At 39.8% G+C, this 13,276-nt stretch carries 16 protein-coding genes; 4 read left to right on the top strand and 12 right to left on the bottom strand.

What is annotated here, in order from left to right:
• Window positions 1-202 precede the first annotated feature (202 nt).
• The 4 genes from obgE to ABXG83_RS07995 are packed head-to-tail and all read right to left on the bottom strand — an operon-like array spanning window position 203 to window position 3,083.
• Window positions 203-1,222, bottom strand: a complete 1,020-nt coding sequence (gene obgE, locus ABXG83_RS08010; RefSeq protein WP_353548333.1) for a GTPase ObgE — start codon at window positions 1,220-1,222, stop codon at window positions 203-205.
• Between the two features lie 44 nt (window positions 1,223-1,266).
• Window positions 1,267-1,887: a transferase hexapeptide repeat family protein gene (locus tag ABXG83_RS08005; protein WP_353548332.1), complete on the bottom strand. Its 621-nt coding sequence runs from the start codon at window positions 1,885-1,887 to the stop codon at window positions 1,267-1,269.
• A complete protein-coding gene (paaI, locus tag ABXG83_RS08000) occupies window positions 1,884-2,297 on the bottom strand; it encodes a hydroxyphenylacetyl-CoA thioesterase PaaI (RefSeq protein WP_353548331.1) in 414 nt (137 codons plus the stop codon). The genes ABXG83_RS08005 and paaI overlap by 4 nt, the downstream gene beginning before the upstream one ends.
• A gap of 9 nt (window positions 2,298-2,306) precedes the next feature.
• On the bottom strand, window positions 2,307-3,083 hold the full coding sequence (locus ABXG83_RS07995; protein ID WP_353548330.1) for an enoyl-CoA hydratase-related protein: 777 nt from the start codon (window positions 3,081-3,083) through the stop codon (window positions 2,307-2,309).
• 128 nt (window positions 3,084-3,211) lie between these two features.
• On the opposite strand from ABXG83_RS07995, the gene ABXG83_RS07990 reads away from it, so the two are divergent.
• Entirely contained in the window at window positions 3,212-4,150 is a 939-nt protein-coding gene (locus ABXG83_RS07990) for a DUF4421 family protein (protein WP_353548329.1), read from the top strand.
• Here the strand turns inward: ABXG83_RS07990 and paaD are convergent.
• The 4 genes from paaD to paaA form a co-directional block, all read right to left on the bottom strand.
• On the bottom strand, window positions 4,144-4,671 hold the full coding sequence (paaD, locus tag ABXG83_RS07985; RefSeq protein WP_353548328.1) for a 1,2-phenylacetyl-CoA epoxidase subunit PaaD: 528 nt from the start codon (window positions 4,669-4,671) through the stop codon (window positions 4,144-4,146). The genes ABXG83_RS07990 and paaD overlap by 7 nt on opposite strands.
• A 6-nt stretch (window positions 4,672-4,677) precedes the next feature.
• Window positions 4,678-5,430, bottom strand: a complete 753-nt coding sequence (gene paaC, locus ABXG83_RS07980; protein WP_353548327.1) for a 1,2-phenylacetyl-CoA epoxidase subunit PaaC — start codon at window positions 5,428-5,430, stop codon at window positions 4,678-4,680.
• Window positions 5,431-5,450: 20 nt separating this feature from the next.
• Window positions 5,451-5,819, bottom strand: a complete 369-nt coding sequence (paaB, locus tag ABXG83_RS07975; protein ID WP_353548326.1) for a 1,2-phenylacetyl-CoA epoxidase subunit PaaB — start codon at window positions 5,817-5,819, stop codon at window positions 5,451-5,453.
• A 101-nt stretch (window positions 5,820-5,920) separates the two neighbouring features.
• Window positions 5,921-6,865: a 1,2-phenylacetyl-CoA epoxidase subunit PaaA gene (gene paaA, locus ABXG83_RS07970; protein WP_353548325.1), complete on the bottom strand. Its 945-nt coding sequence runs from the start codon at window positions 6,863-6,865 to the stop codon at window positions 5,921-5,923.
• A 156-nt stretch (window positions 6,866-7,021) separates the two neighbouring features.
• Between paaA and ABXG83_RS07965 the strand changes: the two genes are divergently transcribed.
• Complete coding sequence (locus tag ABXG83_RS07965) at window positions 7,022-7,678, top strand: GDSL-type esterase/lipase family protein (RefSeq protein WP_353548324.1); 657 nt, start codon at window positions 7,022-7,024, stop codon at window positions 7,676-7,678.
• A 65-nt stretch (window positions 7,679-7,743) separates the two neighbouring features.
• Here ABXG83_RS07965 and paaE read toward each other — a convergent pair whose 3' ends face one another.
• Both paaE and ABXG83_RS07955 read right to left on the bottom strand, forming a co-directional pair.
• Window positions 7,744-8,823, bottom strand: coding sequence for a 1,2-phenylacetyl-CoA epoxidase subunit PaaE (paaE, locus tag ABXG83_RS07960; protein WP_353548323.1), 1,080 nt, complete (start codon window positions 8,821-8,823; stop codon window positions 7,744-7,746).
• A gap of 13 nt (window positions 8,824-8,836) precedes the next feature.
• On the bottom strand, window positions 8,837-9,427 hold the full coding sequence (locus ABXG83_RS07955) for a TetR/AcrR family transcriptional regulator (RefSeq protein ID WP_353548322.1): 591 nt from the start codon (window positions 9,425-9,427) through the stop codon (window positions 8,837-8,839).
• Window positions 9,428-9,604: 177 nt separating this feature from the next.
• On the opposite strand from ABXG83_RS07955, the gene ABXG83_RS07950 reads away from it, so the two are divergent.
• Complete coding sequence (locus ABXG83_RS07950; RefSeq protein ID WP_353548321.1) at window positions 9,605-10,528, top strand: PfkB family carbohydrate kinase; 924 nt, start codon at window positions 9,605-9,607, stop codon at window positions 10,526-10,528.
• Between the two features lie 298 nt (window positions 10,529-10,826).
• A complete protein-coding gene (locus ABXG83_RS07945) occupies window positions 10,827-11,816 on the top strand; it encodes an aspartate-semialdehyde dehydrogenase (RefSeq protein WP_353548320.1) in 990 nt (329 codons plus the stop codon).
• Window positions 11,817-11,867: 51 nt separating this feature from the next.
• Here the strand turns inward: ABXG83_RS07945 and ABXG83_RS07940 are convergent, their stop codons facing one another.
• Window positions 11,868-12,596: an MBL fold metallo-hydrolase gene (locus tag ABXG83_RS07940; protein ID WP_353548319.1), complete on the bottom strand. Its 729-nt coding sequence runs from the start codon at window positions 12,594-12,596 to the stop codon at window positions 11,868-11,870.
• A 4-nt stretch (window positions 12,597-12,600) separates the two neighbouring features.
• A complete protein-coding gene (locus tag ABXG83_RS07935; protein ID WP_353548318.1) occupies window positions 12,601-13,272 on the bottom strand; it encodes a DUF2461 domain-containing protein in 672 nt (223 codons plus the stop codon).
• Between the last annotated feature and the right edge of the window lie 4 nt (window positions 13,273-13,276).

Genomic DNA, 13,276 nt, shown 5'->3' with positions numbered 1-13,276 from the left:
TTGCATCAAAGACTTTCGTAGTGCAAGTAAAAATTTCGTAAAAGCAAAAACGTAGAAGCGAAGCAGGTTGGACTTTTCATGTCCAAGGATGTACATCAGATTGCCTGTCGTATATCCTTAATACCTGCAAGGTAGAAAAGGTAACCCCTGCTAAAAAGCGATTTGTGGTAAACGGTGTTAAGATATCTATAAATGCGATATATTAACGATTGTTAGTTTGAGCTGCAGGTTTGTTTAAAGTTTCCCATAACACATCTTTCAAAGCAGTTAATCCTGTTTGTGTTACAGATGAAATGAATAAGTGTGGAATGTTTTTTGGAAGCTCTTTACTGATGGCTTCTTTGAGTTCATCATCAAGCATGTCACTTTTACTAATGGCAATGATGAAATCTTTCTGAAGCATTTCAGGATTGTATTGCTCCAACTCATTTCTAAGTATCTCAAATTCTTTTTTGTGATCAGCACTATCTGCAGGAATTAAAAATAGCAGTACTGCATTTCGTTCAATATGTCTTAAAAAACGATGCCCCAATCCTTTTCCTTCTGCAGCACCTTCAATGATACCCGGAAGATCTGCAATACAAAATGATTTTGAATCGCGGTATTCAACCATCCCTAGTTGAGGTGTCAATGTAGTAAAAGCGTAATTGGCAATTTTTGGTTTGGCAGCAGTGATCACCGAAAGCAAAGTAGATTTACCTGCATTGGGGAAACCTACCAATCCAACATCAGCCAATACTTTTAATTCGAGATTCTTCCAACCTTCAACACCCGGTTCTCCCGGTTGTGCATGTTCCGGTACTTGATTGGTAGGAGTGGCGAAATTGCTATTGCCTAATCCACCTCTTCCACCTTTCATCCACACAATTTGCTGTCCGTCTTCTAGTATTTCCGCTTCGATCTTGCCGGTTTCTTCATCTCTGGCAACAGTACCCAATGGCACTTCAATGATGATATCTTTTCCATCATGTCCGGTACAATTGTTTTTGCTGCCGGGCTCTCCATTTTCAGCCAATACATTTTTGAAATAACGTAAATGCAGCAAGGTCCACATTTGAGCATTGCCTTTTAAGATGATATGGCCACCGCGACCGCCATCACCACCATCAGGTCCGCCTTTGGCAGTCAGTTTATTACGCATGAAATGCTTGGCACCGGCACCACCATGGCCACTACGGCAAAAGATGCGGATATAATCGATGAAGTTTGTTTTCTCTGACACTATTGAAGATTACCTCGTTTAATACATGCAAAGGTACAAAAATGTCAGCCGTCTTGGTTTTTCCTTTGTTGATTCCAGGTTTGATACTGCGTATCTGCGTTGTGATCTAGCTTATCAGCTGATATAGATGGTATTTCTCTCAGGGGTTCACATGCTTTCCAATAGTGACGCATTTCATCCGGCAATTGTTGATAGAGTTCTGTTCCTTGGGTTTTCCAACCAATCATTTCATCACTAACTTCTTTGATCTTTTTAGCCGGATTCCCCACAATTAAACTTCTTGCATCAAATGTTTCATCTGCTTTGATAAAACTCAGAGCACCAACAATGCATTCGTCTCCTAGTATAACATTATCCATGATCACGCTATTCATTCCGATCAGACAATTTTTTCCAATCGTAGCCCCATGAATGATGGCGCCATGACCGATATGTGCATTGGCTTTTAAATGAACGGTTACGCCGGGAAACATATGAATGGTACAATTCTCTTGTATATTACAACCGTCTTCGATGATGATCTTTCCCCAATCACCGCGAATAGCTGCACCCGGACCGATGTACACATGTTTACCAATAATGACATTACCGGTTACAGCTGCTTGAGGATGAATAAAAGCTGTAACATGTACTACTGGAATATGTTCTTTGAATTGATAGATCATACTAAAGATTTGCCCGTTCTGAAACATGTGCCTTTAAAAATAGCTACTTGTTCATTTTTTTGATTGGTGATCGTAATGAAGTATAAACCTGTACTTCTTCCATTATGCGTTTCTTTAGCTTCTGCTGTTAGTTCATCGCCTACCTGTATGGCTTTTGTAAAGTTGATAGAAGTATCTAATGCAACCGATAAGTTATTACGGTTATTACACGCAAAAGCAAAAGCACTGTCTGCCAGTGAAAAAGCAATGCCACCATGTACAATACCAAAACCATTGATCATCTCTTCTCGAACAACCATTTTTATTTTACTATATCCTTCTTGTATATCTAATAGCTCTATTCCCAGCCACTGAGAAAATTTATCATGCAGCATCATATGATCAACGACCTGTCTGTATGGATTGCTCATAAAATAATTTTAGTATCCTTTGAATTGAGGCGCTCTTTTTTCTAAAAAAGCCTGTACACCTTCTTTGAAATCATGGGTATCAGCAGCCTTCTGCTGGTAACTGTCTTCAAGTGCTAATTGTTCTTCCAGATTATTGGAAGCTGATTGGTTCAAAGCATGCTTGATAAATGCCAAAGCTTTGGTCGGCATCTGAGCTACAGTAGCTGCAATCTTCCTCGATGCGTCTGTAAATTCTTCATCAGGAAACACTTTATACAACATGCCTAGTTTTTCGGCTTCTTCCGCAGTTACTTTATCTCCCAGCATCATTAAGGCACTGGCTTTTTGCCAACCGATCAATCGTGGTAATGTATAAGTACCACCACTATCTGGTATCAAACCTATTTTTGAAAATGCCTGAATAAAAGAAGCCGATTTTGTAGCTACTACAATATCACATGCCAAAGCAATATTGGCGCCTGCACCGGCTGCTACACCATTGATGGCTGCTATTACGGGCTTTGGCATATGACGCAATCTGGTGATGATCGGATTGTAATGTTCACTCAAGATCCTTTGCATACCTGGTCCATTCGGATCTACGACTTCTGCGAGATCTTGTCCTGCACAAAATCCTTTTCCTGCACCAGTCAGATATACAGCCCTTACTTCATGTAATGAAGCACACTCATCTAATTTTGATTGTAGTAAAAGCGCCATTTCTCTATTGAAAGAATTCAGTTTGTCGGGACGGTTCAAGGTGATATAAGCAATATCATTTTCAATATGAAATTCAATAGATGCCATAATTCTATTTTAAAGCTAAGCTACATCTATTTCACATTTTTTCTTTATTTTACTATATGCGATTTACTTTGATCATGGCGTTTATATTGCTTTGTACAGTGATGAGAATAAATGGCCAAGATTCTGTTGTGAAGATTTTATCTGACAATGACTATATCGTCAGTTATAGAGACAGGTTGAATATTTCTACCGGACTTCAAACCAATAATCTAGAATTCATCGTTGCTTACCCAAAAGACAAACTTCGTTTTGAGTTAAGTCCAAGAGAGACCTTGCAACAATTTCTCTTATTTCAATACAAATGGATCAATTTTCGATACTCCTTTACACCGTCATACTTGAACCCAGATCGATCAGCTATCAAAGGAAATAATATACGTACAACTTTTGACGTAGTAATGGCAGTAAGTGGTGTGGATATTAATCTAACGTATCAAAAAGCAAAAGGGTATTATATCAAAAACATGGATGAGTTAGATCCGGCATGGATACCCGGGTTACCTTATTGGCAATTGAATTCATTAACGACAAAGATAATAGGAGCAGAATTTGCCTATAATATCAATAAAAAGTTTTCAGATGTTGGTATGATATCGGGGAAGTCGAAGCAGTTAAAAAATGCAGTGAGTTTACTACCGGCTCTTTCTCTTTATTATATTCATCTTAATGATCCTACTATTGTTGCGAATCCGGGAACACATTCGGATGATTACAATATAGATATCAATTTAAAATTACCATTAGCTGCGTCTATTGTATGGAATAAGAACTGGTCTATAGCCGGCGCCGCAGGCCCTATAACAGGAATTAATTTTTTCAGTACAGAATCGTATGATATTCGATTCATTAAAATCAAGAACAAAGAAACAAGATGGTCAACTGGATTTTATTTGCAGGGAGGTTTATCCTATACCAGAGATCAATGGTATACAGGGATAGATGCTAATTTACAACAGTATGGGTCTGGAAATGAATCGTCTCGTACTAGGCGATTATTTTATGGTATTGAACTTTATATCGGCAAAAGATTTAATGCGCCTCCCTTATTGAAGAAGATATTTCAATGACATTTAAAATAATCAAAAGGCTCTTTACAGTCATTACATCGATACAGCGCTTTACAAGCTGTACTTCCAAATTGCGATACCAATGTTGTATTCCATGAATTACACTGTGGACACTGTATTGCTTCTTCTTCCTGGAATGCATCGGGAGTACAAACAGCTTGTTTATACTGTGGAGGGGCGATACCGTAAGCTTTTAGTTTATTCTTACCTTCTTCACTCATCCAATCGGTCGTCCAGGCAGGTGATAAACTCTGCTTGATTTCCATTTGCTGATATCCTGCCTGTAACAATTGCATGCGAATATTCATACTGATCACATCCATGGCAGGACAACCACTATAAGTTGGTGTGATGGTAATGATCGGTTTAACTTGTTGATCGGCAAGCCGGCTTGTTTCTACTGAGCGCACAATACCCAGATCAAGTATCGTTAGAACGGGAACCTCCGGATCGGTGACGTTTTCCAGCAGTTTCCAGATCTTTTCTTCTTCAGGTTTGGTATGTTGAATAGCAATTGTCATAATAGGTTACCATTCTGCTCCCGGATATGCGCGTTGTAAAAATTGCATTTCAGCAAGTATATATCCTAAGTGTTCTGTATGGATACCCGTCTTGCCACCTTGCTGAGACCAACTTTTTTCAGGAATATGAATGGTTGCTTCTGCAAATACTTCCTCTACTTTTTGTTTCCACTGTTGTTGAATCGCAGAAAGATCCACACTGATATGTTCTTTCAGTAATGCAGTTTCATAAGGTGCAGGCAAAAATAATTCACCTGTAAAATTCCAGACTTCATCAATCGCCTTGATCGTTCTTTCTTTACTTTCTTCTGTACCATCACCTAAGCGAATGACCCATTCACTACTCCAGCGTAAATGATAAGTAACTTCTTTTAAGGATTTGGCCGCAATGGCTGCTAATCTTTGATCGGATGAAAGCTGTAATTGCTGATAAAAATAATATTGGTATGTGCTGAATAAAAACTGACGCATGGTCGTTTGTGCCCAATCACCATTTGGTAATTCCGTGATCAATAGATTTTTAAACTCAGGCACATCACGCAGAAAGGCAAGCGAATCTTCAGTTGCACCATTACCGGAAAGTTCAGCTGCATATTGATAAAGATTTCTGGCTTGTCCAATAAAATCAAGCGCAATATTTGAAATTGCAATATCCTGTTCCAACACAGGTCCATGTCCACACCATTCACTGTTACGGTGTCCTATGATCAGGGCATTGTCTGCAAGATGTAACGTATAATCGATTAGAGATTGATTCATCAGTAATAAGAAGGCTTTGATTAGATATGGGTCAATTCATCAGGCAAGTCATAGAATGTCGGATGACGATACGCTTTGTCATTTGCAGGATCATACAATGCATCTGCTTCATCCGGATTACTTGCATGGATGTATTTACTCTCCACTACCCAAATGCTAATCCCTTCATTTCTTCTGGTATACACATCACGCGCATTCTCGATGGCCATTTGTGCATCAGCTGCATGAAGACTACCTACATGTTTGTGATCCAATCCTTGTTTACTTCTGATAAATACTTCCCATAAAGGCCATTCCTGTTTTGGAGCACCTGAAGTAGAAATATCGGCAGCACCGTTCTTTCCTTCACCGTAATCTCCGTAGTAATATTTTTGAATGTATTGTTTCATGGTTAGCTATTTAGCTGTGAGCTTCGAGCCACGAGCGTTATTAATTATTAATTATTTACTCACTACTCACTATTCACTTTTTTTGACTTTTCACTTTCACCCTACGCTACTTTCACTTCTTTTCTAGCCGCACGTTTTGCTGCATAGGCTGAAGCTGCGTCTCTTACCCATTTCCCATCTTCCCAGGCTTTCTTGCGAGCATCGAGTCTTTGTTTATTACAAGGACCATTGCCTGCAATCACCTGCCAGAATTCATCCCAATTGATCGCACCAAAATCATAATGACCTCTTTCTTCATTCCATTTCAAATCAGGATCAGGGATCGTGAGGTTTAATATTTTGATTTGTTCCGCACAGATGTCAACGAATTTTTGACGTAACTCATCATTGGTGAATCTTTTGATCTTCCATTTCATGCTTTGAATGGTATTTGGACTTTCATCATCCTTTGGACCAAACATCATGATACTGGGCCACCACCAGCGATTGATGGCATCTTGTGCCATGCGGCGTTGTGCTTCGTTGCCGCGACTTAAGGTCAACAGAATTTCAAAACCCTGACGCTGGTGAAAACTTTCTTCTTTACAAACACGCACCATGGCTCTGGCGTAGGGGCCATAACTGGTTCTGCACAAAGGCACTTGGTTCATGATAGCTGCGCCATCTACCAGCCAACCGATTGCTCCCATATCTGCCCAGCTTAAGGTAGGGTAGTTGAAGATGGAAGAATATTTCGCTTTACCACTATGTAATTGCTCGTACATTTCATCTCTGCTGATTCCGAGTGTTTCTGCTGCGGAATACAGATACAATCCATGACCCGCTTCATCTTGCACTTTTGCGAGTAGAATGGCTTTTCTTCTGAGGTTTGGGGCACGCGTGATCCAATTACCTTCTGGTAGCATTCCCACGATCTCACTATGCGCATGCTGACTGATCTGACGGATCAATGTCTGACGGTATTTCTCCGGCATCCAATCCTTTGGTTCTATCCGGATCTCTTGATCGATCTTTTCCTGGAATAACTGTTCCAAATTCTTTTCCATACGTTGCTGTTTGGTCGACAAAAATACAAAAAGAATTGAATGATGCTAACAAATGTTAGTGTTTTAAAACTAAATAATTTGTGTTTTTGTTAGTTTTTGTTGATGTTTTTATCGATACGAGTAAACTGATGATGAACAGGGGATTATCTTTCCGGTATGAAAAAATGGACCTTATCTATTTGTTTTTTACTGTTGGGTCTGTCTCTATTTGCACAGACTCCCCGTTTTAAAAAAGAGATCGATGCTTTTTTAAGTGCGGATAGTTTGCAGTTTCCTTCCAAAGCATCCTTACTCTTTGTCGGTAGTTCTTCTTTTACTTATTGGAAAGATATTCAGGATTATTTTCCCGGATATCCGATTCTCAATCGTGGCTTCGGCGGTTCTGCATTACCTGATTTGATTCGTTATGCAGATAAGATCATTTTCCCTTATCAGCCCAAACAAATCATTATATATTGTGGTGAGAATGATATGGCGGATTCAGCCAATGTAACACCCAGAATGGTGCGAAAGCGATTCAAAACATTACACACCATGATACGTGCAACATTAGGTAATGTACCGATAGTGTTTATTTCTATAAAACCGAGTCCCAGCAGATGGAAATTAGAAGACAAATTTTTAAAGGCGAATCAACTAATCAGAAGATACCTGCGAAGAGACGCAGCAGCTACATACTTGAACATTCACAATGCAATGTTATTGTCTGATGGTTCTGTGAATCCAGAGTTGTTTATCAAAGACAATCTGCATATGAATGCAAAGGGATATGCGATCTGGCAAAAGATCATTGAGCCAGTGTTACTCAAGTGAATGGATTGAAAAATAGCCACAGATTCACAAAGTAGAAAGACGAATCTGTGCATCTGTGGCTATTATTATTTAATATCAAAGTCAACAACCACATGTTCAGACTTGGGGTGCGACTGACAAGTAAGAATGAATCCTTGTTCTATTTCATCAGGTTCTAAACCATAGTTCACTTCCATATCCACTTGCCCTTCTACGAGTTTTGCTCTGCAGGTACAGCAAACACCGCCCTTACAAGCATAAGGTAGATCTGCTCCTTGTTTCAAGGCGGCATCTAATATGGCTTCCCCTTTTTGACTCAATTCAAAATCAAAACTAATTCCATCAAGCTTAACAGTGATCTTACTTTTTGGTCCTTTATCTGTTTCTGTTTCCAGCTGTTGGATCTTTTTATTTTGTTGTCCGGCAGTAGTGAATAATTCGAAATGAATTTTTTGTGCGGCCACACCTTTTTCTTCTAAAACGTTTTTAACGGAGAAGATCATTTCCTCCGGACCACAAAGAAAGAATTCATCGGTTCTTTGCAGATCAATGGTTTTATCGCAAAGGGTTAAGCATTTGTCGGCATCAATTCTTCCGGAATTTAATGGGGTATCAGTGGTTTCTCTGGAAAGAATATGGATGAGCCTAAAGCGGTTCATGTATTTATTCTTTAACGCTTCCAATGTTTCCCGAAAGATGATGGAATGTCTGTTGCGATTACCATATACAAGTGTGAACGTGCTCTCCTTCTCAGTTTGTAAAGTGGTTTTGATGATCGAAAGCAATGGAGTGATTCCACTACCGGCTGCAAAACCAACGTAATTCTTTTTTTGGATAGACAGTAATGGTGTAAAGAATTTACCCATCGGAGGCATGACTTCTAATGAATCACCTGCTTTCAATAATTCATTGGCATAAGTAGAAAAAACTCCATTGGGAACTTTTTTCACTGCAACCCTCAACTCATGATCAAGTGGACTGCTACAAATGGAATAGGAGCGACGAACTTCTTCACCTCCGATCTTTGTTTTCAGTGTAATATATTGACCTTGTAAAAACCGGAATGTTTCTTTTAGTTGTTCCGGTACTTCGAAAGCGATGGAAACACAATCATGGGTTTCTCTGCGTACTTCACGAACGGTCAGTTGCTCAAAATGTATAGACATACCGATCTCTCTCTTATTGTGTTAAACCGCCTACAAGAATGGTTACCATATTCTCTTCAAGTTCAGCTGCACTGATCTTTTGAGTTGAACGATGCCAGCTTTCGATACCACTGATCGCATGCAGCATGATCAGAACAGCAGTAGGGGCATCAATTTTTTTAACTTCCTGGTTACGGATACCGGATTCAATGATGGCTGCAAATCTTTTCCGATAAATACGTCGCTGATTCTGGAAGTTGGAAAGGTAGGGGTCAGTAAGATGTTTCCATTCACGGTCACTCACATACACTTCCTCATAGTGATGGATCATTTCATTGATATGAAAGCGAAGCAGCTTTTCTATTTTTTCGATCGCGGTGATTTTTTCTGCTTCCACTTCATCGATCTTTTGAAGGAAACGATTGGCCACACTAAAACAGAGTTCATGCAATAACTCTGTTTTTGATTTGATATGGTTATACAAACTGGCAGCTTCAACGCCCACGGCTTCTGCCAGATCTCGCATACTGGCTGCTTTAAAACCCTTCTCTCTAAAAAGAGTAGCAGCTTTGGTTACGATCACGTCTTTGCGTGAAATGTTTTTATCGGTTTTGATTCTAGCCATAACACGAAGATAATCAGCTAACGCGTGTTAGCAATAAATATGGGATTAAAATATTATTTCGTTAGTTTTTTGGCTCGTTGTCTTGCTATAGACCTCTCTAAGCACAAATTAAGCGGCAGTTCTAGCATTTACCCGCTAAATGCGCTAGTTTCGCACCCCGATAACAAAAATTAATCTATGTCTTTAGTCGTTGTCGGATCGATGGCCTTTGATGCTATTGAAACTCCGTTTGGAAAAAGTGATAAGATCATTGGTGGTGCAGGTACTTATATTGCCTGGTGTGCTTCCAATTTTACACCCGTTAAGCAAATCTCAGTAGTAGGTGGTGATTTCCCACAGGAAGAATTAGACCTGTTGACAGCCCGTGGAGTTGATCTATCCGGTGTACAGATCAAGAAAGACGAAAAGACATTTTTCTGGAGTGGTCGTTATCACATGGACATGAATTCACGTGATACTTTAGAAACTCAACTGAACGTTTTAGAGAATTTTGAACCGGTGGTGCCGGATAGTTTTCAAGACTGTGAGTTTTTAATGTTGGGTAATCTGGTGCCTGCTGTACAGCGTAGCGTGATTGAACAATTGAAAACGCGTCCGAAGTTGATCGTGATGGATACCATGAATTTCTGGATGGAGATCATGATGGATGAACTGAAGAAAACCTTGGCATTGGTAGACCTCTTGATGGTAAATGATAGTGAAGCGCGCCAGTTGAGTGGTGAATATTCATTGGTAAAAGCCGCTGCTGCCATCATGAAAATGGGACCTAAATACCTGATCATCAAAAAAGGAGAACATGGTGCGTTATTATTCCATGGCTCTAAAGTATTCTTCGCACCTGCATTACCGCTTGAAGAAGTATTCGATCCAACTGGAGCAGGTGATACTTTTGCGGGTGGTTTCATTGGACATATTGCCCGTACAAAAGACATCTCTTTTGAGAATATGAAAACGGCGATCATTGTTGGGAGTGCTATGGCATCTTATTGCGTAGAAAAGTTTGGAACCCAACGATTAAGAGAGATCAACAAAGAAGACATCGCCAATAGAATTGATGAGTTCGTTCAGCTGGTGAATTTTGATATTGATTTGGTAGGGTAGTGAATGGCTAATAGCTAATGGTTCATACTATATTGTTTTCCTATTTGCTATGAACCATTAGCTATAGGCGATGGACCATGGACTAAAAAATCTTTTGGCTCAACAAACAAACACAATTATTTTCGCAACGTAATGATCAAAATGAAACATACTAAACGTACCAAGAAACCTCTCTGACCGGGAAGGTGCCTGAACGTTTGTGTATGATGATGAATATACTCAGAGGCCTTCCCCAACAGGAAGGCCTTTTTGCTGTCAGTCATTTAACAACAACCATAAAACAAAACAAACACAAACCATGAAAGTAGCAGTCGTAGGTGCCACAGGTCTAGTAGGCACCAAAATGCTGGAAGTGCTCGCCGAGCGAAATTTCCCCGTTACAGAACTCATTCCCGTAGCTTCAGAAAGATCTGTAGGTAAAGAAGTGATCTTTAAAGGGAAATCGTACAAAGTTGTGAGTATGAATGACGGTATTGCCGCTAAACCTGCGATCGCTATTTTCTCTGCAGGAGGTAGTACATCATTAGAGTGGGCTCCCAAATTTGCAGAGGCTGGTATTCATGTGATCGATAATTCTTCAGCATGGAGAATGGATCCTTCTAAAAAATTAGTGGTTCCGGAAGTGAATGCAGATGTACTTACCAAAGATGATCTCATTATCGCAAACCCTAACTGTTCAACTATTCAAATGGTAGTAGCGCTACAGCCTTTGCATCTTCGTTACAAGATCAAGCGTGTTGTGGTAAGTACTTATCAGAGTGTTACAGGAACCGGGAAAAAAGCAGTAGATCAACTTTTCAATGAAAGGAAAGGTGTGGAAGGGGAAATGGCATACAAATACCAGATCGATCTGAATGTGATTCCTCAAATCGATGTTTTCACAGATAACGGTTACACCAAAGAAGAAATGAAAATGGTGAATGAGACCAAAAAGATCATGAAAGATGACAGTATCCGTGTTACAGCCACTACCGTTCGTATTCCTGTGATCGGCGGCCACAGTGAGAGCGTGAATGTTGAATTCGAAAATGATTTTACACTGGAAGAAGCGCGTTCATTATTAGCAAAAGCACCGGGTGTGATCGTGCAGGATGATCTTGCCAATCAACAATATCCGATGCCATTATGGGCTCATGAAAAAGATGAAGTATTCGTTGGTCGTTTAAGAAGAGATGAAACACAACCGAATACCCTGAATATGTGGATCGTGAGCGATAACCTTCGCAAAGGTGCTGCTACCAATGCAGTTCAAATTGCTGAATATCTAATGGAAAAAGGGTTGGTATAATTTTTTAGCCACAGATTCAAGGGGCCTAATCTGCGAATCTGTGGCTAAAATTTAATGGTTGGTGATTTGAATCATATTCTGACGAATATTCTCCTTCATTACTCCTCCATGATAACAGATCAACATATCTATCTCCAATGTTGCCAATTTCTTTATTGATGCCACAGCTGCTGCAAGATCCATGGTAAACTGTGGATTGGCAATTTCTAAACGATCTTGCTCAATGACCAAGGCATCAGCAGCGATCAAAATTTTCAAAAAAGGAATATACAGCGAGATATGCCCGGGCATATGTCCTGGGGTATGAATGCTATTTACATCTTTTAGAAAAGGGAGTGCCCCATTTTCTTCAAAGCCAGCATCTACAGCCACGCATTTCATGTCTGCCAACTGTTGCTGAAAAGCAATGGCCCATGGTTTATGGTCTTCGGGTAGCTGATCAAATAAATCCTCAGCCTGTTGTAGACGCAGTGATTTTTTATGACCGCTTACATACGGCGCTTCGAGCTTGGACGAATACACTTTGACATGCGGATATTTTTGTTTCAGCTCAAACAATCCACCCATATGATCAATATCGTGATGCGTAATAATAACACCTGTAAGATTCGCAAAATCAACATCCACTAAAGCTGCCGCTTCTTCTAATAGATGTAGTTGTCCTTCGTAGCCACAGTCTACCAATGTCAATGATACATCCGTTTGTATCAAAGTCGGATAAATGACCTGTTGCTGATCATTTGATAGGAAATGAATAGGTAAGGGATGAACTTTTATCATAGGATCACTCTTCCAAAGCGTTGTTTAAAAATGTGATCATGGGATGCAGCGTCTCAAATGCCCCGATAATTTCTTTTACCAATTGATCTGATGTCAACAATTGATCTGTTATTGGAGCTGTAGCAACCCAGCTTTTCAACTTGATGTATTCAATGGCCGGATTATCTTTTTCATAACCCTTAGGTTCTCTGCTCAATACCATTCCTTCTTCTCTCTGAAGAACCTGATAAATGGATTTGAACTTTTTGTTGCTGATGATCTTATGGAAGGCTTCCCAGTTATAGTCTATTTCTTGTCGGATTTTTTTAATGACATCAGGCTCAGGCATGTATAAACCTCCTCCCATAAAACTGTTGCCACCCGGCTCAAGATGAAAATAATATCCTGAGAATACAGATTTTTTGCCTCCTCTGCTCAAATACATACCCATATTGGTTTTGTATGGGTCTTTGTTTTTACTGAAACGAACATCCCTGTTCATGCGAAACATACAATCTTTGGGTAACAATGCCGCAACGAATGGATCTTTCTTGCCAAGTTGTTGAATGACTGTCTGTGTCAGCGCAGCAAAATCAGCCTTGGCAGATTCGTATCTTTTTCTGTTTGTATCAAACCACTCTTTGGTATTGTTCTTTTTGAGCTCCTTTAAAAAGCTCAGGGTTGTTTTCTGTAGCATATAC

The sequence above is a fragment of the Sediminibacterium sp. KACHI17 genome (assembly GCF_040362915.1).
GTDB lineage: Bacteria > Bacteroidota > Bacteroidia > Chitinophagales > Chitinophagaceae > Sediminibacterium.
Note: the sequence above shows the minus strand (reverse complement) of the source record. Positions and strands in the feature narration are given on the sequence as shown.